The sequence below is a fragment of the Pseudomonas sp. 3-2 genome (assembly GCF_019710535.1).
In the GTDB taxonomy this organism is placed as follows: Bacteria; Pseudomonadota; Gammaproteobacteria; order Pseudomonadales; family Pseudomonadaceae; genus Aquipseudomonas; species Aquipseudomonas pharyngis.
The window spans coordinates 4,831,768-4,853,940 of record NZ_CP081200.1 but is presented as its reverse complement, the minus strand read 5'-3'; the positions used below and the strand labels follow the sequence as shown (position 1 = coordinate 4,853,940).

20 protein-coding genes are annotated in these 22,173 nt (G+C 60.3%); 13 read left to right on the top strand and 7 right to left on the bottom strand.

All coding sequences use genetic code 11. From position 1 onward, the window contains the following. Window positions 1-39 precede the first annotated feature (39 nt). From K3819_RS21955 to K3819_RS21940, 4 genes are all read left to right on the top strand, one after another. On the top strand, window positions 40-1,644 hold the full coding sequence (locus tag K3819_RS21955; protein ID WP_085647368.1) for a tetratricopeptide repeat-containing response regulator: 1,605 nt from the start codon (window positions 40-42) through the stop codon (window positions 1,642-1,644). Next, window positions 1,641-2,333 (top strand): sensor histidine kinase KdpD, encoded by a 693-nt coding sequence (locus K3819_RS21950; protein WP_085647369.1) that lies wholly within the window; start codon window positions 1,641-1,643, stop codon window positions 2,331-2,333. Before K3819_RS21955 ends, K3819_RS21950 begins: the two co-directional genes overlap by 4 nt. A 219-nt stretch (window positions 2,334-2,552) precedes the next feature. Beyond that, window positions 2,553-3,794, top strand: coding sequence for a glutamine synthetase family protein (locus K3819_RS21945; protein ID WP_178076447.1), 1,242 nt, complete (start codon window positions 2,553-2,555; stop codon window positions 3,792-3,794). 68 nt (window positions 3,795-3,862) lie between these two features. After that, window positions 3,863-5,227 carry an MFS transporter gene (locus tag K3819_RS21940; protein ID WP_085610720.1) on the top strand — a complete coding sequence of 455 codons (1,365 nt, stop codon included), beginning with the start codon at window positions 3,863-3,865 and terminating at the stop codon, window positions 5,225-5,227. 60 nt (window positions 5,228-5,287) lie between these two features. Here K3819_RS21940 and K3819_RS21935 read toward each other — a convergent pair whose 3' ends face one another. From K3819_RS21935 to flgA, 4 genes are all read right to left on the bottom strand, one after another. Beyond that, window positions 5,288-6,034 (bottom strand): flagellar brake protein, encoded by a 747-nt coding sequence (locus tag K3819_RS21935; protein WP_039772106.1) that lies wholly within the window; start codon window positions 6,032-6,034, stop codon window positions 5,288-5,290. A 95-nt stretch (window positions 6,035-6,129) separates the two neighbouring features. Beyond that, window positions 6,130-6,597 carry a flagella synthesis protein FlgN gene (locus K3819_RS21930; protein ID WP_039772108.1) on the bottom strand — a complete coding sequence of 156 codons (468 nt, stop codon included), beginning with the start codon at window positions 6,595-6,597 and terminating at the stop codon, window positions 6,130-6,132. A gap of 48 nt (window positions 6,598-6,645) precedes the next feature. After that, a complete protein-coding gene (gene flgM, locus K3819_RS21925) occupies window positions 6,646-6,972 on the bottom strand; it encodes a flagellar biosynthesis anti-sigma factor FlgM (RefSeq protein ID WP_007960324.1) in 327 nt (108 codons plus the stop codon). A gap of 205 nt (window positions 6,973-7,177) precedes the next feature. Further along, entirely contained in the window at window positions 7,178-7,939 is a 762-nt protein-coding gene (gene flgA / locus K3819_RS21920; protein WP_064598681.1) for a flagellar basal body P-ring formation chaperone FlgA, read from the bottom strand. An 82-nt stretch (window positions 7,940-8,021) separates the two neighbouring features. On the opposite strand from flgA, the gene K3819_RS21915 reads away from it, so the two are divergent. From K3819_RS21915 to flgE, 6 genes are all read left to right on the top strand, one after another. Further along, window positions 8,022-8,954, top strand: a complete 933-nt coding sequence (locus K3819_RS21915) for a chemotaxis protein CheV (protein WP_011335509.1) — start codon at window positions 8,022-8,024, stop codon at window positions 8,952-8,954. A gap of 47 nt (window positions 8,955-9,001) precedes the next feature. Beyond that, window positions 9,002-9,829 (top strand): protein-glutamate O-methyltransferase CheR, encoded by an 828-nt coding sequence (cheR, locus tag K3819_RS21910; protein WP_085610719.1) that lies wholly within the window; start codon window positions 9,002-9,004, stop codon window positions 9,827-9,829. A gap of 237 nt (window positions 9,830-10,066) precedes the next feature. Then, window positions 10,067-10,474, top strand: coding sequence for a flagellar basal body rod protein FlgB (gene flgB / locus K3819_RS21905; RefSeq protein ID WP_007960328.1), 408 nt, complete (start codon window positions 10,067-10,069; stop codon window positions 10,472-10,474). A 3-nt stretch (window positions 10,475-10,477) separates the two neighbouring features. After that, window positions 10,478-10,921, top strand: a complete 444-nt coding sequence (gene flgC / locus K3819_RS21900; RefSeq protein WP_007960329.1) for a flagellar basal body rod protein FlgC — start codon at window positions 10,478-10,480, stop codon at window positions 10,919-10,921. A 15-nt stretch (window positions 10,922-10,936) separates the two neighbouring features. Then, entirely contained in the window at window positions 10,937-11,665 is a 729-nt protein-coding gene (gene flgD, locus K3819_RS21895; RefSeq protein WP_039772111.1) for a flagellar hook assembly protein FlgD, read from the top strand. Window positions 11,666-11,695: 30 nt separating this feature from the next. Next, window positions 11,696-13,009 (top strand): flagellar hook protein FlgE, encoded by a 1,314-nt coding sequence (flgE, locus tag K3819_RS21890; RefSeq protein WP_064383586.1) that lies wholly within the window; start codon window positions 11,696-11,698, stop codon window positions 13,007-13,009. Window positions 13,010-13,723: 714 nt separating this feature from the next. Here the strand turns inward: flgE and K3819_RS21885 are convergent. After that, the gene (locus K3819_RS21885) at window positions 13,724-16,618 is read right to left on the bottom strand and encodes a ribonucleoside-diphosphate reductase subunit alpha (protein ID WP_011335505.1); all 2,895 of its coding nucleotides are present in this window, start codon (window positions 16,616-16,618) and stop codon (window positions 13,724-13,726) included. A 736-nt stretch (window positions 16,619-17,354) separates the two neighbouring features. On the opposite strand from K3819_RS21885, the gene K3819_RS21880 reads away from it, so the two are divergent. Both K3819_RS21880 and K3819_RS21875 read left to right on the top strand, forming a co-directional pair. Then, window positions 17,355-18,077, top strand: a complete 723-nt coding sequence (locus tag K3819_RS21880) for a response regulator (RefSeq protein WP_064598677.1) — start codon at window positions 17,355-17,357, stop codon at window positions 18,075-18,077. Then, window positions 18,074-19,684 (top strand): ATP-binding protein, encoded by a 1,611-nt coding sequence (locus K3819_RS21875; protein WP_007957745.1) that lies wholly within the window; start codon window positions 18,074-18,076, stop codon window positions 19,682-19,684. Before K3819_RS21880 ends, K3819_RS21875 begins: the two co-directional genes overlap by 4 nt. Window positions 19,685-19,690: 6 nt before the next feature. On the opposite strand, the gene K3819_RS21870 is transcribed toward K3819_RS21875, so the two are convergent. Beyond that, a complete protein-coding gene (locus K3819_RS21870) occupies window positions 19,691-20,416 on the bottom strand; it encodes a 4'-phosphopantetheinyl transferase (protein WP_085610716.1) in 726 nt (241 codons plus the stop codon). 206 nt (window positions 20,417-20,622) lie between these two features. Next, window positions 20,623-21,414 (bottom strand): dienelactone hydrolase family protein, encoded by a 792-nt coding sequence (locus K3819_RS21865; RefSeq protein WP_085647377.1) that lies wholly within the window; start codon window positions 21,412-21,414, stop codon window positions 20,623-20,625. A gap of 142 nt (window positions 21,415-21,556) precedes the next feature. On the opposite strand from K3819_RS21865, the gene K3819_RS21860 reads away from it, so the two are divergent. After that, entirely contained in the window at window positions 21,557-22,162 is a 606-nt protein-coding gene (locus K3819_RS21860) for a hypothetical protein (protein ID WP_064598671.1), read from the top strand. Window positions 22,163-22,173 lie beyond the last annotated feature (11 nt).

Below are 22,173 nucleotides of genomic sequence, written 5' to 3'. Positions count from 1 at the left end.
GGAAATGGTCCATCTTCTTCAATTGCCTGGAAATCCTCGATGCTGTCGTATCACCAAAAGAGTTTTCTGATCGTCGATGATTTCTCGGATTTCCGCAGTTCCGTGCGTTCGATGTTGCGCGAGTTGGGCGTCAAGGACGTGGACACCGCCGACACCGGTGAGCAGGCGCTGAAAATGTGTGCGCAGAAGTCCTACGATTTCATCCTTCAGGACTTCCACCTCGGTGATGGCAAGAAGAACGGTCAGCAGGTGCTGGAAGACCTGATGATGGAAAAGCTGATCAGCCACGAAGCGGTGTTCGTGATGGTCACGGCCGAGACCAGTCAGGCGATGGTGCTCAGTGCCCTGGAGCACGAACCGGACGCGTACCTGACCAAGCCGTTCAATCGCTCCGGCCTCGCTCAGCGGCTGGAGCGTCTGGAGCAGCGCAAGACCCTGCTCAAGCCGATTCTGCAAGCCCTCGACCGCGGCAAACCGATGGAAGTGCTCAACGCCTGCATCGCCCTGTGTAAACAGGACATCCGTTATTCGCCGCTGTGCCTGCGTTATCGCGCCGATGCGTTGCGCGACATGAACCAGAACGAAGCGCTCGAGCGCCTTTACGACAGCATCATCGCTGACCGGCCGTTGCCGTGGGCCTTTGCCGGGTTAGGCAAGTTGTTGTTCAAGCGCGGGCAGGTCAGTCAGGCCAAGGGCGTTTACGAAAAAGCCCTGAAGGTCTTCCCGATGATGCCGGCGCTGTATGACGGCATGGCTGACGTGCTGGTCGCCGAAGGCGATACCAAAGGCGCGCAGCAAGTGCTGGAGGAAGCGATTCGCCTGTCGCCGCTGGCGGTGCGCCGTCAGGCGTTGCTGGGCAAGCTGGCGATGGCCAACGAAGATTTCGACACCGCTTCCCGGGCTTATCGCCAGGCGGTGAATCAGGGCGCGCAATCGCGGTTCAAGGATCCGGAAAGCAATCTCGGCCTGGCCCATGCGCTGATCAGCAAAGGCAGCGAACGCGGGCTCGACACCCGTACGCGTCTGGAGATCAACACCACCCTCAGCGCCGTGGCCAAGGAAAACCCGACCGATCCGGGCCTGCAGATTCGCGCGCGTCTGATGAAGGCCACGAGCCTGTTGCTCAACGATGCCGAGACCGCCGAAAAACTCACCGAACAAGCGCTGATGCGCCTGGACGGCATGGAGCAGTTCATGAGCCCCGAGGCCGCGTTGCTGGTGGCCAAGCAATTGCAGATGCTCGGCCAGACCGAGGCGGGCACCTCGATGCTCAAGAGCTGCGCGGAAATCTATGGTGATGACCCGACGGTGATGAAAGACATCGCGAAGCTCACTGACGATCCGACTATTCTCAGCTCCAGCAACGCGGCCGCCGACCTCAACCGGCAGGGCGTGCGCGTGTACAAGACCGGCAACCTGGTGGAGGCCCGCGAGGTGTTCCGCAAGGCGCTGAAGATGCAACCGAAGAACATCAGTATCGCGCTGAACATGGCCCAGTCGCTGCTGCACGGCACCGACACCAATGTGCCGTCGGCGGAGCTGGAAGAATGTCGGGCCTGCCTGAAACTGGTGGGCATGATGCCCGATACCGACGCGCGTTATCCGCGTTATCAGAAGCTGAAAAGCAAGGCGTTTGGCGAATGAACCAAGACGAGCAGGCACTGGATTTTTCCACGGTGATCGCCTCCACCGTGCACGACATGAAGAACTCTCTGGCGATGCTGATGCAGGCCCACAGCCAATGGCTGGCGCGTCTGCCCGAGGCGCAGCGCCAAGGGGCGGAGCAGGGCGTGATCGACTTCGAGTTCGCCCACCTCAACGGCATGCTGGTGCAACTGCTCGGGCTGTACAAGCTTGGGGTGAATCAGATGCCGTTGCAGCCGGCCTATCACGAGCTGGACGACTTCATCGAGGCGCAACTGGCGGCGCATCAGGAAGTGTTCGCCAGTCGTGGAATCCTCGCCACTTACGAAGTCGATCCGCTCAGTCCCCTGGGCTTCTTCGACCGTGAGCTGATCGCCTCGGTGCTGGGCAACTGCATCAACAACGCGATCCGCTACGCCCGCGAATCGCTGCTGATCACCGTCAGCGACGAGGCGGGGCAACTGGTGTTGAGCATCAACGATGACGGCGACGGTTACCCGGCCGAAATGCTTGAGCGTCAGGCCGATTACGTGCAGGGCATCAACCACAGCAGTGGCAGCACTGGGCTGGGTCTGTACTTCGCCGGGCGCATCGCTGCGCTGCATCAGCGCAACGGTGTAGGCGGGCGTACCGAGATCCGCAATGGCGGCCCGTTGGGCGGCGGCGTGTTCAGTATTTACCTGCCCTGAATCACCGATTCATCGACCGGAATTCTTTTTGTTGGCTGCTGCTTGATATTCCGAACAGCCGAAGCCTATTTTGTCCGGGTCGCCGTTCGCGGCTCGCACAATAACAAGGATTGCGTCATGACAACCGATGGCCAGCGTTCACTCGCGCAGCGATTGACGGGCATTGATGAGATTGAATGTGTCACGCCGGATTTGAACGGCGTGCCACGGGGCAAGGTAATGACCGCCGAGGGCTTCCTCGAAGGGCGGCGTCTGCAGTTGGCCCGGGGGGTGCTGCTGCAATGCATCATGGGCGGTTATCCTGCCGCGAAATTCTATGGCAGCGATGACGGCGATCTGGCGCTGGTGGCCGATCCTGCGCAGATTCACCCATTGCCATGGAGTGAAGAGCCACGGGCCTTGGCAATCTGTGATGCCGACGAGCTCACCGGCGAAAGCTCCAACCTGTCGACCCGTGGCCAGCTCAAGAAGGTCATTGCCCGCTACGCAGCCCTCGGTCTGGCACCGGTGGTGGCGACCGAACTCGAATTTTTTGTGTTCGCTCCGAACACCGACCCGACCCAACCGTTCCAGCCGCCAGTCGGTCTCGACGGTCGTCGCGAGGACGGTCATTCGGCGTTCAGCGTCAGTTCCAACAACGGTCTGCGACCGTTCTTCAGTGAAGTCTATAAATGCATGGCGGCTCTGGGCCTGCCACGCGATACCTTCATGCACGAAATGGGCGTCAGCCAGTTCGAGATCAACTTGCTGCACGGTGATCCGCTGTTGCTGGCCGATCAGACCTTTCTGTTCAAGCATCTGCTCAAGGAAGTCGCGCTCAAGCACGGCCTGACCGTGGTGTGCATGGCCAAGCCGCTGGCGCACACGCCGGGCAGTTCGATGCACATTCACCAGAGCATCGTCGAAATCGGCAGCGGCAAGAACGTGTTCAGTGACGCGGACGGTCAGCCGACTGCAATGTTCCGCCACTTCATCGGCGGGCAGCAGGCGGGCATGGCTGATTTCACCGCGCTGTTTGCGCCGAACGTCAATTCGTATCAACGGCTGTGCCATCCGTTTGCCTCGCCGAACAACGCCTGCTGGTCCCACGACAACCGCGCCGCCGGCCTGCGCATTCCGGCAAGTTCGCCGGTTGCGCGTCGGGTCGAGAACCGTTTGCCGGGGGCCGATGCCAACCCGTACCTGGCGATTGCCGCGAGCCTGGCCGCCGGCTTGTACGGCATCGAGCATGAACTCGAACCAAGCGAAGCGATTCAGGGCGAGTTCGAAGTGCCGGACAATCTTTCGCTGCCGTGTACCTTGCACGCGGCGCTCGAACGTCTGAAACGCAGCCAGCTTGCAAAGGAACTGTTCGGCACGGAGTTCATCGAAGGCTACATCGCTTCGAAGACCATGGAGTTGACCAGTTTCTTTGATGAAATCACTCCCTGGGAACGCCGTGTTCTAGCAGCCCAGGCCTGACGAAATGTCGCCGTCGGGCTATCGTTTGATAGCCCGATACTTACTGCAAGGAGCCGCTCGGAACGCCGATGCGCCAAATCTGGAAATCCTTTCGAGCGCTGTATTTCGCCTCGCTGATGATGTTGATCGGCTCGGGCCTTCTTTCTACTTATCTGGCTTTACGTCTGGCTGCCGACCATGTCGACGGGTTGTGGGTCGGTGCGTTGATGGCGGCCAACTATTTCGGTCTGGTGCTGGGCGGCAAGATCGGTCACCGGCTGATCGCCCGGGTCGGGCATATCCGCGCCTACTCGGCGTGTGCCGGGATCGTCGGTGCGGCGGTGCTCGGTCATGGCCTGGTGGACTGGCTGCCGGCCTGGCTGGTGCTGAGGACCATCGTCGGCCTCGGCATGATGTGCCAGTACATGGTCATCGAGAGCTGGCTGAACGAGCAGGCCGACGCCAATCAGCGGGGACTGGTGTTCAGCGGCTACATGATCGCGTCGTATCTGGGGCTGGTGCTCGGTCAGCTGATTCTGGTCATGCACCCGGGCCTTGGTCTGGAACTGTTGATGCTGGTCGCGCTGTGCTTCGCCCTGTGTCTGGTGCCGGTGGCGCTGACTCGACGGATTCACCCGGCGCCGTTGCACCCGGCGCCGATGGAGCCGCGCTTCTTTATCAAGCGCGTGCCGCAGTCGCTGAGCACGGTGCTCGGGGCCGGGCTGATCATCGGTTCGTTCTACGGTCTGGCGCCGCTGTATGCCTCGCAGCAGGGGCTGTCCACCGAACAGGTCGGTCTGTTCATGGGTAGCTGCATTTTTGCCGGGCTGGTGGTGCAGTGGCCGCTGGGCTGGTTGTCCGACCGCTATGACCGGGCGCTGTTGATCCGCTGTTTCGCGCTGTTCCTCGCGGTTGCTTCGTTGCCGCTGGCGATCCTGCCGCAGGTGCCGCTGGAGGTGCTGTTCGTGGTCGGCTTCCTCTGTTCGCTGGTGCAGTTCTGCCTGTACCCGTTGGCGGTGGCGTTCTCCAACGACCACGTCGAAGGCGAGCGTCGGGTGTCGCTGACGGCGATGCTGCTGGTGACTTACGGCGTGGGAGCGAGTATCGGGCCGCTGGCAGCCGGGGTGCTGATGAAGCTGTTCGGGCCGCAGAGCCTGTACGCGTTCTTCACCTTTTTCGCGCTGGTGCTGGTGTGGCGGATCCGGCCGAAAGCCGTGACCAATCTGCACCAGGTCGACGATGCACCGCTGCATCACGTGGCGATGCCGGACAGCATGTCCAGCTCGCCGCTGGTGGCTGCGCTTGATCCGCGGGTCGATGAACAAGTGGTGCAGGAGCAGATGCAGAATACGGTCGCTCCGGAGCCTGAACCTGAACCCGAGCCAGAACCTGTCGCGCCAACCGATTCGACAATCGAAGGTGAGGGGCCGGACATCAGCCCCGCCAGACCGTGATTCAGGCATAAAAAAACGGGCAGTCCCCGCAGTGACTGCCCGTTTTTTAATGCCAGTCGATCAGAGGTCGTCTTTATCGAACCGACGCGCTTCGCGTTGCAGTTGATAAACGAAACGCTCGACGTTGCGCGCCGCCGGGCCGCTGATGTTGTGAAAGCGCAGGCCGGCGAAGGTGATGTTGAGTTTTTCTTCGAAGTGCAGGTAACGCAGCTCGACCGAGGTGGGCTGGTTGCCGAACAGCGGCGCGGCGATCAGGCGATCATAAACCTGGCCCAGTTGCAGGCGGTCGGTGATGTCGCCTTCGAAACGCAGTTTGCAGCCGGTGGCGGAGATATCCAGCAGTTTGCCGCCGATAGGCGACTTGAGCTTTTCGCCGCCCAGTTCGACGCTGACCAGGTCGGTCAGCTTCAAAGCGGCGCGGAAAGCATTGCGGCGCTGGTGATAAACCACTTCGGTGGGCAGGTCGCCAGTGTAGAAACGATCGCCACTGGATTCTTCGATGTTCAGCGTGCCGTTGCATTCCCAGGCAATGCGCACGCCGTCATGAAAACCTTCGACCTTGAACGGCTCGCCAGCCAGCAGGAAGCGTTCGCCATCGCGTGGGATCATTTCGTCCAGGGCAATCGTGGCGGTTTCCCGGTCAACCTTGATCAGGTAGCTCTGGAAGCGCTGGCTGCGCTCGTGGAAGGTGATGATCAGAGGATCATGGCTTTCTTGCAGCTGGCGCAGGTTGCTGGAGATTTCCAGAGGTGTAGTGAGCACCTTTGGGGGCTGCGGAGCATCATCCGCGCTGAGGACGTTGGACACGTTGAATCAATCTCCAGACAAAATTTGACTATGGCTGGCCAGTATTTTGCCAGCATGTTTCGCACGTTGATAGGGCGCAAGCATAGAAGAAAGCATCACGCCTGGCTGAGCGCGCGCGGTTTCTGCAGTTTGGAGAAGGTGCCACTGGCATCGTAGAGCGCGGGTGGCTCGCCGCCGGTGAGGATTTTCAGCTGATTGGCCGTGGCGGCCTGTTGCATGATGATCGACTGGCCATTCCTGGCATTGGCTGCCTGGCACTGAGCGATCAGATCGGTCAGGACATCGCTCTGGCTGAGCAACTGGTCGCCGATGCTCGACTGGCTGGCCAGTTGTTCCAGGCCGGCGCGGTCGAGCGACAGATTGAGACTGGCGAGGATTTCGCTGCGCTTGCGGCCATGCTGTTCGAGCAGAATGATCAATGCCTGCTTGTTCGCCAGAATTTCTTCCAGCAGAGGCATGTCGCGACCGTGCAAGGCGAGGGACTCGGTTTGCAGTAACTCCAGCAATTGTTGAGCTGGAGCAAAGTCGTCGATGATCAGTTGCAATAAATTAGTGTCGTGCATGGCTGGCCTTGGGTTTTAAGCGTCCAAAAGCCTGGCGCTGACCGAGGCCTAGCGCTGGGCTTCGAAATTGAGCAGTTTGCTGGCTACACGGTTGCTGTCGACCTTGTAGCTGCCATCGGCAATCGCTGCTTTCAACTCGGCCACGCGGGCCTTGTCGACGGCAGGCTGATCACGCAGCTTGTCAGTGACCTTCTGCAACTGTTGAGCCTCATTGCTGAGGTGTACCGATTCCCCGCTTTTTGCGGTACTGGCCTGTTCGGCCGGGGTATTCAGCGGCGCGGAGGTGCCGGTTTCGGCGGTTTCCTTGGCGTTGCTGGTACGTGTACTGCCCGTAAGTGACGAGGAGCTGTTCAAACGGCTGAAATCGATGACCATGTTAAAAACCTCTGGGAATTTGGACGCTTGCCATGTTCTCGGCCATCCCCTGGAAAACTTTAGGCCCATTTAGCAATGAGCTTGCATGCGCCGTTGCAGGTCCTGCTGCGGCACAGTTTAGGGAACAGCTCTGGTCAGCGCCAGTTTTCTGCCAAACGCTCAGGGGCTTTTCAAATATCCGTTCATCCTGCCGCTCACTCGCCGCTTACATCGCTACTTCCACCTGGCCGGGCGCCACAACCTGCGCCTTGATGACCCGCTGGGAGTTGAGGTTCTTCACTCGAATCTGTTCTTTCAGGCCGCCGTTGGCCAGCGCTTCGCCCGGCATCCGTACGGCGAGGGTGCCGCTGCGGGCAGTGATCACCACTTGATCGCCCTTGCGAACGACTTCCGCCTGTTCCAGATGCACCAGGGTAATGACTTGATCGGCTACCGTTGGTCGGGTCAATTTCTGGCCGATGGCTTCATCCACCGACGTCAGGAAACCCTGATTGATCGTGCTGACGTCGCGCTCGCGCAAGGTCACGTCCTGCGGCTCGATGATGCCGGCGCGCTTGAGTGGCCGGGTGGTGGTGACAATCTCGCGAAACAGGCGGACTTGAGCGGGCACGAACACCGTCCAGGGGGAGGCGCCTTCGCAGCGGACCTTGACCGTGACACGGCCCAGTGGACGTGCCGGACTCTCCAGTGTCGCTGTCAATTCCTTGTCGCACATAGGCATGCGCATGCGTGGATCGAGCTGGTTGACCTCGATTTCATAACGGCCTTCCGTTTGACTGGTGGCCAGATAGTCTTCTACGGTGAATTCAAGAAAGCCCTGAGTGACGCCGATAAGCATGTCAGGCATGGTAACCGCATCAGCAACGGCAGGGCTGCCAGCGAAAGACAGGCAAACGGCGGACATCGCGCAAAGCCCTCTGCGGAGGGGAGATGTCAGGCGTCGGAAAAATGTCGTTTGAGCGTTCATACGAGTTAAAAAGCAAGCGCCGTGCCGTTTAGCAATGAATGTGCGTCGCAACAACACTTGGCGTTGGTGTAGGAGTCTGGGCATGGCTGGTGTAATGGATTCGGTGAACCAGCGCACGCAACTGGTGGGGCAGAATCGCCTGGAGCTGTTGTTGTTCCGTCTCGACGGTCAGCAGCTCTACGGGATCAACGTGTTCAAGGTTCGGGAAGTGCTGCAGTGCCCGCAACTGACGCTGATGCCCAAGTCCAGTCCTGTCGTGTGCGGGGTGGCGAATATCCGGGGGGCGACCATTCCGATTCTTGATCTGGCGATGGCGACCGGCTCCGGTGCTTTGAAAGACAAGAACAGTCCGTTTGTGATCATCACGGAATACAACACCAAGACCCAGGGTTTCCTGGTGCGCTCGGTGGAACGTATCGTGAACATGAACTGGGAAGAGATTCATCCGCCGCCCAAGGGCACCGGACGCGATCACTACCTGACCGCTGTGACTCGGGTCGACAATCAGTTAGTCGAAATCATCGACGTCGAGAAGGTGCTGGCGGAAGTTGCGCCGACCCCGGAAGCGATTTCGGTCGGCGTGGTGGATGTCGAGACCCAGAGCAAGGCGTTGTCGCTGCGGGTGCTGACGGTCGATGACTCGTCGGTGGCGCGCAAGCAGGTGACGCGTTGCCTGCAGACGGTCGGTGTCGAAGTGGTGGCATTGAACGATGGTAGGCAGGCGCTGGATTACCTGCGCAAGCTGGTCGACGAGGGCAAGAAGCCGGAAGAAGAGTTCCTGATGATGATCTCCGACATCGAAATGCCGGAGATGGACGGGTACACCCTGACGGCCGAGATTCGCAGCGACCCTCGCATGCAAAAGCTTCATATCATCCTGCATACTTCGTTGTCGGGTGTGTTCAATCAGGCGATGGTCAAGAAAGTCGGTGCCGATGACTTCCTGGCCAAATTCCGTCCTGATGACCTGGCATCCCGGGTAGTCGACCGGATCAAAGCAGCAGACATCAGCTAAGGGCCTTCTGCCCTCGGCGTTCAACACGATTTAAGAGGCGGCATCATTTGTCTACGGGTAATTTGGATTTCGAACAGTTCCGGGTCTTCCTGGAAAAAGCCTGTGGCATTTTGCTCGGTGAAAACAAGCAGTATCTGGTCTCGAGCCGTCTCAACAAACTGATGGAGCAGCAAGGCATCAAGTCCCTGGGTGAGCTGGTTCAGCGCATCCAGACCCAGCCGCGCAGCGGTTTGCGCGAGCAGGTGGTCGATGCCATGACGACCAACGAAACCCTGTGGTTTCGCGACACCTATCCGTTTGAAGTCTTGAAGAACAAGGTGCTGCCCGAAGCGATCAAGGCCGCTCCCAACCAGCGTCTGCGGATCTGGTCGGCGGCCTGCTCGTCGGGTCAGGAACCCTACTCGCTGTCGATGTCGATCGACGAGTTCGAGCGGACGAACATCGGTCAGTTGAAGATGGGCGTGCAGATCGTTGCCACGGATCTGTCCGGCAGCATGCTGACCAACTGCAAGACCGGCGAGTACGACAGCCTGGCGATTGGCCGCGGCTTGTCCGCCGATCGTCTGCAGCGCTACTTCGACCCGAAAGGGCCGGGGCGCTGGGCGATCAAGGCGCCGATCAAGAACCGGGTGGAATTCCGCTCGTTCAACCTGCTCGACAGCTACGCAAGCCTTGGCAAGTTCGACATCGTGTTCTGCCGCAACGTGCTGATCTACTTCTCCGCCGAGGTGAAGAAGGACATCCTGTTGCGCATCCACAGCACGCTGAAGCCGGGCGGTTATCTGTTCCTTGGCGCTTCCGAAGCGCTGAACGGTCTGCCGGATCATTACCAGATGGTTCAGTGCAGCCCGGGGATCATCTACCAGGCGAAGTGAAACACTGGCGACACAAAAAACGGGAGTCCTCAGGGGCTCCCGTTTTTTTATGCCTGAAGGTTTTTGCCGGTGGCAGGCGGCAGAAAAGCGGCATCCGGCGGAAACCGGTTGCCGCTTTTCTGGCATTGCCGTGTTGCCGATTGCATGCAAAGCCCCGTAATCCGGGGCTTTCTCAAACTGGCACGCCGCTTGCTATAACCCAGTTACGAAAAATCCGGTCACCTGAAGGTTCCCGACATGAGCATCAGCTTCGATAAAGCGCTCGGCATTCACGAAAAGGCTCTGGGCTTCCGCGCCCAGCGTGCCGAAGTGCTGGCCAACAACATCGCCAACGCCGACACCCCGAATTACAAGGCGCGGGATCTGGAGTTCTCCAAAGTGCTCGAAGCACAGAGCCAGAAGAACGCCAACGGCACCATCGCCCTGAACATGACCAACAGCCGTCACATCGAAGCTGAAGGTCTGGGCAATGGCGACGAGTCGCTGATGTATCGCACGCCGATGCAGCCGTCGATCGACCAGAACACCGTGGACGCCCAACTGGAACAGTCGAACTACGCGGAAAACGCCGTCGGCTTCCAGGCCAGCTTCACCCTGCTCAACAGCAAATTCAAAGGGCTTGTGTCAGCCCTGCGCGGAGAGTAATCCATGTCCCTGTCCAGCGTTTTCAACATTGCCGGCAGCGGCATGAGCGCCCAGACCACCCGTCTCAACACCGTGGCCTCGAACATCGCCAACGCCGAGACCGTCTCGTCGAGCATCGACCAGACTTATCGCGCCCGTCACCCGGTGTTCGCCACCATGTTCCAGGGCGGCCAGAGCGGCGGCAGCAATTCGCTGTTCCAGAACCAGGATGCTGCGGGCCAGGGCGTGCAGGTCATGGGCGTGGTCGAAGACCAGAGCAACCTCGAAGCGCGCTACGAGCCGAACCATCCGGCGGCCGACGCCAAAGGCTACGTCTACTACCCGAACGTCAACGTGGTGGAAGAAATGGCTGACATGATTTCCGCGAGCCGGTCGTTCCAGACCAACGCCGAAATGATGAACACCGCCAAAACCATGATGCAGAAGGTACTGACCCTCGGTCAGTGATAAGGGGCGACTGCCATGAGTGTTACCGATACCACCAGCAGCCTGACGATGAACGACATACTGGCCAACTCTTCGAAGAAGACCAGTAGCACGACCACCGGCGGCATCGCTTCGGCCACCAACAGCTCGACCGGCGGCCAGGCCCTGGGCAAGGACGCGTTCCTGCAACTGCTGGTGACTCAGCTGAAGAACCAGAACCCGCTCGACCCGCAGGACAACAGCGCATTCGTTGCCCAGCTCGCGCAGTTCAGCAGCCTCGAGGGGATCACCACCCTCAACAGCACCGTCAGTTCGCTGGCCGGCAACTACAACTCGTCGCAAGCCCTGCAGGCGTCGTCGCTGGTGGGTCGCAATGTGATTGTGCAGACCAACACGGTTCAGCTGGACGATCCGAGCAAAGGCATGACCGGTTCGGTCACCGTTCCGTCGTCGATTGCCGGCGGTACCGTCACCATCACCGACAGCAGCGGCGCCACCGTTCGCACCATCGATCTGGGCAGTCGCGCCGCAGGCGATGCAAGCTTCACCTGGGACGGCAAGGACAAGGACGGCAACCTGGTGAAAACCGGTACCTACACCGTCAAGGCCAACGCCTCGATCAACGGCACCGCGACCGACCTGGCGACCTATCTGCCAGCCACGGTCACCAGCGTGACGATCAGCCAGACCGGCGGCGAGCTGATGCTCAACCTGTCCGGCAAGGGCACCGTCGCCCTGTCCAAAGTACAAACCATTGGTATATAGAGCCGACTAACCGGCACAAAGGAGTGGAATATGTCTTTCAATATCGGCCTTAGCGGTCTCTATGCAGCCAACAAACAACTGGACGTGACCGGCAACAACATCGCCAACGTCGCGACCGCCGGTTTCAAATCGTCCCGCGCAGAATTCGAAGACGTCTACTCGGCGACTCGCCTGGGCAGCGGCAGCAAGGTCATTGGTAACGGCGTGCGTCTGGCCAACGTTTCCCAGCAGTTCACCCAAGGCGACATCAACAACACCGGCAACGTGCTGGATATGGGGATCAACGGTTCGGGCTTCTTCACCCTGAGCAACAACGGTTCGATCTCCTACACCCGTGCCGGTACGTTCAAGGTCGACAAGGACGGCTTCATCACCAACACCGACTACACCTCGCGTCTGCAAGGTTACGGTGTGGACTCCAACGGCAAGATCATCAACGGCGTGTTGACCGATCTGAAGATCGACACCTCGAACCTGGCGCCGAAGTCCACCTCGCTGGTGACCTCGACCATCAACCTGAACTCGACGGCTCCGGTGATCGACGACACAGCAGTGGCCGGCAAGTTCGACCCGACCAACCTCGCGACCTACACCAAGTCGTTCAGCACTCCGATCTATGACAGCCAGGGCAACTCCCATGTCATGGATCAGTACATGGTGAAGACCGGCGCCAACACCTGGAAGGTCTACACCCTGGTGGACGGTCGCAACCCGGATGCTACCGGCAGCGACCCGAAAGTCACTGCGCCTGTCGCATCGACCATGACCTTTGACTCCACTGGCAAGCTGACTCAGGTCAGCACTCCGCCTGCAGTGATCAGCAGCGACCTGAAACTCACTGGCTGGGTACCGGGCACTGTGACCAACGGTGTGTGGACGGCCAACGGTGCTTCGGCTAACCCGGCCGGCATTACCATTTCGATGGCCAAGACCACTCAATACAACGCTGACACCGCGCGTTCGATCCCGACTCAGGATGGTTACGCCACTGGCCAGATCACCAACCTGACCATCGACGGTACCGGTACGCTGTTCGCCAACTTCAGCAACAACCAGAGCAAGGCCATCGGCCAGGTTGCGCTGGCGAGCTTCACCAACGAGCAGGGCTTGCAGCCGATCGGTGGTACCAGCTGGAAAGAGACTTTCGCTTCGGGTATTCCGGGCTACGATGCGCCGGAGACCGGTACGCTGGGTTCGGTGGTTTCGAACTCGCTGGAGGAGTCGAACGTTAACCTGACCAATGAGCTGGTTGATCTGATCAAGGGGCAGAGTAACTATCAGGCGAACGCCAAGACCATTTCGACTCAGAGCACTATCATGCAGACCATTATTCAGATGACCTGATTTCTGGGTTTTGGCTGGTTAAGGAGCCCCTCTTTTTGAGGGGCTTTTTTTTGGCTGGGGGTTGGGGTGTTTATCCGTTGCTTCGGGTGCTGCCGCTGGCGGTTTCGCCCTTACGGCGAGTCACTTTTGCAGACGCCCAAAAGTAACCAAAACGCTGGGCCCCGGCGTTCGGCACCTCGCTTTGGCTCGGTGTTCCTTCGTTACGGGATTCATCCGGGGGCATCGCCTACGGTTTGCTTCGCTGCACCTCCTCTCGATGCATGCGGCTGCGCCGCACGGTCGCTGCGCTCCCACCCCCGGATAAATCCCTCCACTCAGCCTTCCGATGGGGCCGGCACGGCAAAAGCGGTACTCGAGCTAACGCTCATCGTGTTGAGTGGTGGAGAGCGGAAGCAGCAGCAGCAGCGGAAGTGGAAGCAGGAGCAGGAGCAGGAGCAGGAGCAGGAGCAGAGAAAGCAGGAACAGAGAAAGCAGGAACAGAGAAAGCAGGGGTTGAGTTGTATGCGTTTCAAAATCCAAGTTCACCTCGGTATTTCACGTCGGCGTATCTCTATAAAACACCTCGGTCAGTCCCCTCTCCCTCCGGGAGAGGGTTAGGGTGAGGGCGGCTTTTGCTTTTGCTTTTTGCGCGGGCAAAAGAAAACCCCCGACAAACCAGAAGTCTGTCGGGGGTTTCTCGGATCAGGCGTTTCGCAACGCCCGATTCAGCTCAGCTTATTGGCAAGCTTCGCAATCCGGCTCGTCGATGGCGCAAGCCTTCGGTACTGGAGCCGGGCCGGCAGGGGCTGCCAGGACCGAGTCGTCGCCGTGGTTGCCGCCGCTGGAAACAGCGTTCAGCTTGCCGGTGTTGATGGTCGACTTCTCGGTGCTGGTCGCGGCCAGGGCACGGAGGTAGTAGGTGGTTTTCAGACCACGGTACCAGGCCATGCGGTAGGTCACGTCCAGCTTCTTGCCCGATGCGCCGGCGATGTACAGGTTCAGCGACTGGGCCTGGTCGATCCACTTCTGACGACGGCTGGCGGCGTCAACGATCCACTTGGTGTCCACTTCGAACGCGGTTGCGTAGAGCTCTTTGAGTTCTTGCGGGATGCGCTCGATCTGCTGAACCGAACCGTCGTAGTACTTCAGGTCGTTGATCATGACCGAGTCCCACAGGCCGCGAGCCTTCAGGTCGCGAACCAGGTACGGGTTGATCACGGTGAATTCGCCCGAGAGGTTCGATTTCACATACAGGTTCTGGTAGGTCGGTTCGATCGACTGCGAGACGCCGGTGATGTTGGCGATGGTTGCGGTCGGTGCGATGGCCATGATGTTCGAGTTACGGATGCCTTTCTGCACACGGGCGCGAACCGGTGCCCAGTCCAGGGACTCGGTCAGGTCGACGTCGATGTACTTCTGGCCACGTGCTTCGATCAGGATCTGTTGCGAATCCAGCGGCAGTACGCCTTTGGACCACAGCGAACCCTGGAACGTCTCGTACGAGCCGCGCTCGTCGGCCAGATCGCAGGAAGCCTGGATCGCGTAGTAGCTGACCGCTTCCATCGACTTGTCGGCGAACTCGACGGCAGCGTCGGAACCGTAAGGGATGTGCTGCAGGTACAGCGCGTCCTGGAAGCCCATGATGCCCAGGCCGACCGGACGGTGACGGAAGTTGGAGTTCTTCGCCTGCGGTACCGAGTAGTAGTTGATGTCGATCACGTTGTCGAGCATGCGCACGGCGACGTCGATGGTGCGCTTGAGCTTGGCGGTGTCCAGCTTGCCGTCGACGATGTGGTTCGGCAGGTTGATCGAGCCCAGGTTGCAGACCGCGATCTCGTCCTTGTTGGTGTTCAGGGTGATCTCGGTGCACAGGTTCGAGCTGTGAACCACGCCGACGTGCTGCTGCGGGCTGCGCAGGTTGCACGGATCCTTGAAAGTCAGCCATGGGTGGCCGGTTTCGAACAGCATCGACAGCATCTTGCGCCACAGGTCTTTGGCCTGGATGGTCTTGAACAGCTTGATCTTGCCCGGGTATTCGGTCAGGGCTTCGTAGTACTCGTAGCGCTCTTCGAAGGCCTTGCCGGTCAGGTCGTGCAGGTCCGGTACTTCGGACGGCGAGAACAGGGTCCACTTGCCGTCATCGAAGACGCGCTTCATGAACAGGTCAGGGATCCAGTTGGCGGTGTTCATGTCGTGGGTACGACGACGGTCATCACCGGTGTTCTTGCGCAGCTCGATGAACTCTTCGATGTCCATGTGCCAGGTTTCCAGGTAGGCACAGACAGCGCCTTTGCGCTTGCCACCCTGGTTAACGGCGACGGCGGTGTCGTTCACCACTTTCAGGAACGGAACCACGCCCTGCGACTTGCCGTTGGTGCCCTTGATGTACGAGCCCAGCGCACGAACCGGGGTCCAGTCGTTGCCCAGGCCGCCGGCGAATTTCGACAGCATGGCGTTGTCGTGGATCGCGTGGTAGATGCCCGACAGGTCATCCGGCACGGTGGTCAGGTAGCAGCTCGACAGCTGTGGACGCAGGGTACCGGCGTTGAACAGGGTCGGGGTCGAAGCCATGTAGTCGAACGAGGACAGCAGGTTGTAGAACTCGATCGCACGGTCTTCTTTCTGCTTCTCTTCGATCGCCAGGCCCATGGCCACGCGCATGAAGAAGATCTGCGGCAGTTCGAAACGCACGCCATCCTTGTGGATGAAGTAACGGTCGTACAGTGTCTGCAGGCCCAGGTAGGTGAATTGCTGGTCGCGCTCGTGGTTGATCGCCTTGCCCAGTTTTTCCAGGTCGAAGGAGGCCAGCACAGGGTTCAGCAGTTCGAACTCGATACCTTTGGCAACGTAGGCCGGCAGTGCCTTGGCGTACAGGTCGGCCATTTCGTGGTGAGTGGCGCTCTCGGCCACGCCCAGGAAGCCCAGGCCCTCGGCGCGCAGGGTGTCCATCAGCAGGCGGGCGGTCACGAACGAGTAGTTCGGCTCGCGCTCGACCAGGGTACGGGCGGTCATCACCAGCGCGGTGTTGACGTCGTTCAGGGCCACGCCGTCGTACAGGTTCTTCAGGGTTTCGCGCTGGATCAGGTCGCCGTCGACTTCGGCCAGACCTTCGCAGGCTTCGGTGACGATGGTGTTCAGGCGGCCCATGTCCAGCGGCGCGAGGCTGCCGTCGGCGCGGGTGATGCGGATCGACGGGTGCGCCTGTACCGGTGCTTCGGCGGTGGTGCGGGTGGCGCGTTCCTTGGAACGGGCGTCACGGTAGATCACGTAGTCGCGAGCCACTTTCTGCTCGCCGGCACGCATCAGGGCCAGTTCGACCTGGTCCTGGATTTCTTCGATGTGGATGGTGCCGCCCGACGGCATGCGACGCTTGAAGGTCGCGGTGACCTGTTCGGTCAGGCGGGCAACGGTGTCGTGGATTCGCGACGAAGCGGCAGCGGTGCCGCCCTCAACTGCGAGGAACGCTTTGGTGATAGCGACGGTGATCTTGTCATCGGTGTAAGGAACGACAGTGCCATTACGCTTGATCACACGCAGTTGGCCAGGCGCGGTGGCAGCCAGATCCGAATTCGAATCGGCGGCCTGCGGCAAGGTGCCCTGCGGGTTCTCGCGAGTTGTGTCGGTTTGCATGGGGGGTGATCTCCACATTCTCTATGTTTGTTTGGGCACCATCATGGTGCTCACCGTTCTGGTCCGAAGCACTACAACCGACGGGCGTCGGGCATAACAACTTCGGACCAGTAGGAAAAAGGCTAATGACGCCGCATCCTTGCCGAAGTTTTCGGCCACGAGCCAAGGCTCGAGCCGGATTACTTCCAGGGTGACAGTAATGACTGCAACACCCGTACCGTTCCGGTCGTTGCCAACCTGAAAAACGGTGCCATCCGCAAGTGCGGTTTGGGCTTTGAAAAACTTGCTTGGTTCAACCGGAAACTGGCAATAAAGCACTTGAGTTTCAGGTCCGAAATGTGGTTGGGCTCTGGAATGGAAAACCCTATATGTAGGGTCTGTCCTCGCGCCGTGCTACAAGATAATGCGTTTCGAGGGGGCTTGCAACGTACGAGCTGTGGATAAACCTGTGCGTAAATTGTGTAAGAAACCAGGAATTCCCGTGTAGGCCGCGAACCTGCTGAGCTAGACCGTCTGTCACTGTTTTTCACCGCAAAAAAATGCCGCGGCGGAATTTTGAGGGCGCGAACCCTATCACAAAAATCCGCCTTGTCCGAACGCATTTACCGACTTGTGTTCTGGTTGTTCGCCGTTTATACAATCGGCCCATGCGCACGCATTCTTATCCTCCTTAAAGATGACAAAAAGACGGGAGGATCCTTCCTTTATAAGCAGCATCGGCAAGCAGAGGTCACTCGTGGAGCAAGAAGCCTGGCAGGTATTGATCGTCGAGGATGACCAGCGTCTGGCCGAACTGACCCGGGAATACCTGCAAGCCAACGGATTGCGCGTGGAGATCGAAGGCAACGGTGCACTGGCGGCGGCGCGGATCATCAAGGAACAGCCGGACCTGGTGATCCTCGACCTGATGCTCCCTGGCGAAGACGGCCTGAGCATTTGCCGCAAGGTTCGCGACCGCTACGACGGGCCGATCCTGATGCTCACCGCGCGCACTGACGACGCCGACCAGATCCTCGGTCTCGACCTCGGTGCCGACGATTACGTGTGCAAACCGGTGCGCCCACGGCTGCTGCTGGCGCGCATCCAGGCGTTGCTGCGACGCAGTGACACACCGGAGCCATCGGCAGGCAATCCGCGTCGGTTGCAATTCGGCCCGCTGGTGGTGGACAACGCGTTGCGCGAAGCCTGGCTCAGCGACAGTGGCATCGAGCTGACCAGTGCCGAATTCGATCTGCTCTGGCTGCTGGTGTCCAACGCCGGACGGATCCTGTCCCGGGAAGAAATCTTCACCGCGTTGCGCGGCATCGGCTATGACGGCCAGGACCGTTCGATCGATGTGCGCATTTCGCGCATCCGCCCGAAGATCGGCGACGACCCCGACCATCCGCGCCTGATCAAGACCATTCGCAGCAAAGGCTACCTGTTCGTGCCGGAAGCCTGCGCAGACCTGCCGCTGTGAATTCGATCTTCCTGCGCATCTATGGCGGCATGTGCGCGGCGCTGATTCTGGTGGCGGTGCTCGGCGTGCTTGCGCTGCACCTGCTCAATCAGGTGCGCAGCGAGCAGTATCGCGAGCGTCTGGCCCACGGCACGTTTTCGCTGATGGCCGACAACCTGCAACCGATGAACGAGACCGAGCGCCATCGCGCCTTGCTGGTGTGGGAGCGACTGCTCGGGATTCCGCTGGCGCTGAAAACCTTTGCCCAGACCGACCTCGACCTGACTCAGCGCACCCGGGTGCAGCGCGGCCAGGCGCTGGTCGAACAGACCGGCCCGCACGCGGCCAAGGTCTATCGGCTGGTCAGCGACAAGGATCAACTGGTGCTGGTGGGCGAGGTGCAGCAGATCAGCGAGCAACTGGCCCGGGCGACCATTTATCTATTGGCCGATGAACTGGTGCGGGTGCCGGTGGGCGAGCAGCCCAAACGGCTGGCGCAATTGAAGGAAGACAAAGGCTTCGGCTTTGATTTGCGGCTGGTCACGGTCAGCGATGCCGACATGGATGAAGACCAGAGCCGTCGGGTGTCCGAGGGCGATACGGTGATGGCGCTGGGCAAGGGTGGCGATTCGATCCGGGTGTTCGCCGGTATGGTCGGCACGCCGTGGGTGCTGGAAATCGGGCCGTTGTATCAGATGAACCCGTACCCGCCGGAATGGCTGGTTTTGATCGCGGCCCTCGGGCTGACCCTGATCGGCCTGATCGTCTATTTATTGGTGCGGCAGCTCGAACGGCGTTTGCGCGGGCTCGAGGCTGCCGCCACGCGCATCGCCAAGGGCAGTCTGGAAACCCGGGTGCCGGCCCGGGGTGCCGACTCGGTGGGCAAACTGGCGGCGGCGTTCAACGGCATGGCCGAGCACTTGCAGCAGTTGCTCGCCATTCAGCGTGAACTGGTGCGCGCGGTGTCTCACGAATTGCGCACGCCGGTGGCGCGCCTGCGTTTCGGTCTGGAGATGATCGGCTCGGCCACCACCCCGCAGGCGCTGGAAAAATACCGCGAGGGCATGGACCACGACATCGAGGACCTCGACAAACTGGTCGACGAAATGCTCACGTACGCCCGGCTGGAGCAGGGCTCGCCGGCGTTGACCTTCCAGCGCATTGACCTGGATGCGCTGGTCAATCAGGTGATCGAAGAGCTGGCGCCTCTGCGTGCAGAAGTCACGGTGCAACGCGGTCTGTGCCTGTCAGCAGCGGATTGCGATGACGCCTGGGTCGAGGCCGAGCCGCGTTACCTGCACCGCGCCTTGCAGAATCTGGTGAGCAACGCCATGCGCCATGCGCGTTCGAAGGTCACGGTCAGTTATCAGGTCGGGCAAATGCGCTGCCGGGTGGATGTCGAGGACGACGGCCCCGGTGTGCCGGAAACCGCCTGGGAGAAAATCTTCACGCCGTTCCTGCGCCTGGACGACAGTCGCACCCGGGCGTCCGGTGGGCACGGGCTGGGCCTGTCGATCGTGCGGCGGATCATCCACTGGCACGATGGCCGGGCGTTGATTGGCAAGAGCAAGAGCCTGGGCGGGGCTTGTTTCAGTCTGAGCTGGCCGAGGAATCAGGAGCGGCGCTAAAAAACTTCAGGCAGGAATGCTGACCAGACTCAGCAACTGCCCGTCCTGCACGCCAAATTGCGCATCGAGTTCAGTGCCGTTGCGCCATTCACTGGACAGATCCGTCAGCAACCGCAACCGCACCTGACCCTGTTCATTCCACTCCAGCACCTCGGCGTGTTCGAAGTAGAAGCGCTGCTGCACGATCGGGTACAGCGCCTTGAACAGGCTTTCTTTCACCGAGAAGGTCAGGGTCACCCACAACGCAATCTGATCTCGGGAGCCGGCGGCCATGCGCTGCATTTCCGGCGGGGTCAGGATCTCTCCGGCCAGTCGTTCGGCGCGTTCGGCGTTGAGCAGGTTTTCCAGGTCCATGCCCAGTCCGCGCCAGTGCTGCTTGTTGGCGACAATCGCCGCCGCACGGCCGGTGCTGTGGGTGATCGAGCCGCAGATGTGCGCCGGCCACACCGGTGCACGGTCCTCGCCGATCGCCGGAACAGTGCTTGAGCCTTCCAATTGCTGCAACGCGGCCCGGGCGCAAATTCGCCCGGCGAGGAATTCCGCCTGCCGCTTGGCCACTGAACGCTGAATGCTCGGCGGCGGCTCGATGGCGCTACGACGAAAGTCATCGCCAAGCAGTTGCGACGGGTCGAAATGGGTGCTCAGAAATACGGTTTCGGGCAACACCGTCGGCAGTGGCCAATGGGCATCGAGCGGGGTGCAGCAGGCGGGGAGGAAAGGGCTGGCATTCATGGCGGGCATTTTGCCGGGTTGTCTTCGGGCTGGATAGTGTCGACATGATCGTTCCCACGTCGAACCGTGATCGCTCCGACGCTGCGGCCCCGAATTGCGATCGTTCCCACGCTCCGCGTCCCTCGCTCCGCGTCCCTCGCTGTGTGACGCGGAGCGTCACTGTATGCATTCCCACGCAGAGCGTGGGAACGATCAGCAACAGGGGTTCAGCCAAAGATCTTCTTGAAGAACGCCTGCATGTCCGCCCAGGATTTTTCATCTGCAGCCTTGTTGTAGCCGATATCCGGGCCACCGTGATCGCCGTGGCTCAGGCGATCCGCGTCGGGATTGCTGAAACCGTGCTTGGCGCCGTCGAGGCTGACGAATTGATAGTCGGCGCCGGCCTTGTCCATTTCCGACTTGAACGCCGTGACGTTGTCCGGGGTGACCATACTGTCCAACGCGCCATGTTCGACGAGGATTTTCGCCTTCACAGTGCCAGGCGCAGCCGGGGTCTTGGTGGCCAGCGCGCCGTGGAAACTCACCACGCCGGCCAGCGGCACACCCTGACGCGCCGCATTCAGCACCACGCCACCGCCGAAGCAGTAACCGATGGCGGCGATTTTATCCTTGTCGGTCTGTGGCTGTTTCTTCAACAGATCCAGCCCGGCCTGAAAGCGCTTGCTGGCCGCATCGGCGTTTTGCGTGGCGGCTTGCATGAACGCCATCGCGTCTTTCGGGTGCTCGGTGTTCTTGCCTTCACCGTACATGTCGATGGCCAGCGCGCTGTAGCCAAGCCCGGCGAGGTCCCGGGCGCGGCGCTTGGCGTAGTCGTTCAGGCCCCACCATTCATGCACCACCACCACGCCGGGGCGCGGGCCCTTGATCGCGTCGTCGTAGGCGTAGTAACCGATCAGCTTCGTGCCGTCGGCGCTCTGATAGGGGATTTCCTCGGTCTTGATCGCAGCCTGGCTGAGGCTGCTTAAGGCGAGAAGGGCGAGGGTCAATAGCAGGCGCATGATCGGGTCTCCGGACAATAAGGGGTCAAAACAGCCTAGTTCATTTCATTCAGGCGAGGTTCAGAGAGCGTTCAGGGGCGGTACAGGGGAGGCTCAGTAACCTTGCGCCATACCCAAACAGCACTGTGAAAGAGGAAACTCCATGACTCGTTTAAATAAACTGCTGCTGGCTTTTACTGTAATGAGCGCCAGTATCGCGGCCCACGCCGACACCACCAGCAACTTCGCCGGCCTGACCTTTGGCCAGACCAGCGACAAGATCAAGAAATCCAACGCCCTGAACGACAACCTCGGCCACCCGGATGCCACCGCGGCCATCGACGGCAACAACACCTACGGCCTGCGTCTGGGTCAGCAAAACAGCCAGGGTCGCTACTACGCCACCTACGACAACGTGTCGGGCTCGCACAATGGCATTAAACTGCGCCAGGAAAACCTGCTGGGCAGCTACGATCTGTTCTACCCGGTGGGCGGCAGCACCAAGCTGTTTGGCGGTGCCACGGCGGGTCTGACCAAGCTGACCCAGGATTCGCCAGGCTACAGCCGTGACAGCGACATCGGTTACGCCGTCGGCGGTCAGTTCGGTGTGCTGCAGCAAGTCTCGCAGAACACCTCGGTCGAACTCGGTTACCGTTACCTGCGCAGCAACGCCAGCACCGAGATGAAAGAGAGCGGCGGCAGCAAGCAAGGCTCGCTGGATTTGACCAGCAGCGCCCAGACTTACCTGTCGGCCAACTACGCTTTCTAAGCGACTGGCGT

Excerpts from the sequence above, each read along its gene's own strand:
- K3819_RS21915 (WP_011335509.1), top strand. The coding sequence starts at position 8,022 with ATGGCTGGTGTAATGGATTCGGTGAACCAGCGCACGCAACTGGTGGGG.
- flgB (WP_007960328.1), top strand. The coding sequence starts at position 10,067 with ATGAGCATCAGCTTCGATAAAGCGCTCGGCATTCACGAAAAGGCTCTG.
- K3819_RS21940 (WP_085610720.1), top strand. The coding sequence starts at position 3,863 with ATGCGCCAAATCTGGAAATCCTTTCGAGCGCTGTATTTCGCCTCGCTG.
- K3819_RS21885 (WP_011335505.1), bottom strand. The coding sequence starts at position 16,618 with ATGCAAACCGACACAACTCGCGAGAACCCGCAGGGCACCTTGCCGCAG.
- K3819_RS21870 (WP_085610716.1), bottom strand. The coding sequence starts at position 20,416 with ATGAATGCCAGCCCTTTCCTCCCCGCCTGCTGCACCCCGCTCGATGCC.
- flgC (WP_007960329.1), top strand. The coding sequence starts at position 10,478 with ATGTCCCTGTCCAGCGTTTTCAACATTGCCGGCAGCGGCATGAGCGCC.
- flgA (WP_064598681.1), bottom strand. The coding sequence starts at position 7,939 with ATGAACGCTCAAACGACATTTTTCCGACGCCTGACATCTCCCCTCCGC.
- flgM (WP_007960324.1), bottom strand. The coding sequence starts at position 6,972 with ATGGTCATCGATTTCAGCCGTTTGAACAGCTCCTCGTCACTTACGGGC.
- K3819_RS21930 (WP_039772108.1), bottom strand. The coding sequence starts at position 6,597 with ATGCACGACACTAATTTATTGCAACTGATCATCGACGACTTTGCTCCA.
- flgE (WP_064383586.1), top strand. The coding sequence starts at position 11,696 with ATGTCTTTCAATATCGGCCTTAGCGGTCTCTATGCAGCCAACAAACAA.
- K3819_RS21950 (WP_085647369.1), top strand. The coding sequence starts at position 1,641 with ATGAACCAAGACGAGCAGGCACTGGATTTTTCCACGGTGATCGCCTCC.
- K3819_RS21860 (WP_064598671.1), top strand. The coding sequence starts at position 21,557 with ATGACTCGTTTAAATAAACTGCTGCTGGCTTTTACTGTAATGAGCGCC.
- K3819_RS21865 (WP_085647377.1), bottom strand. The coding sequence starts at position 21,414 with ATGCGCCTGCTATTGACCCTCGCCCTTCTCGCCTTAAGCAGCCTCAGC.
- K3819_RS21945 (WP_178076447.1), top strand. The coding sequence starts at position 2,553 with ATGACCGCCGAGGGCTTCCTCGAAGGGCGGCGTCTGCAGTTGGCCCGG.
- flgD (WP_039772111.1), top strand. The coding sequence starts at position 10,937 with ATGAGTGTTACCGATACCACCAGCAGCCTGACGATGAACGACATACTG.
- K3819_RS21955 (WP_085647368.1), top strand. The coding sequence starts at position 40 with ATGCTGTCGTATCACCAAAAGAGTTTTCTGATCGTCGATGATTTCTCG.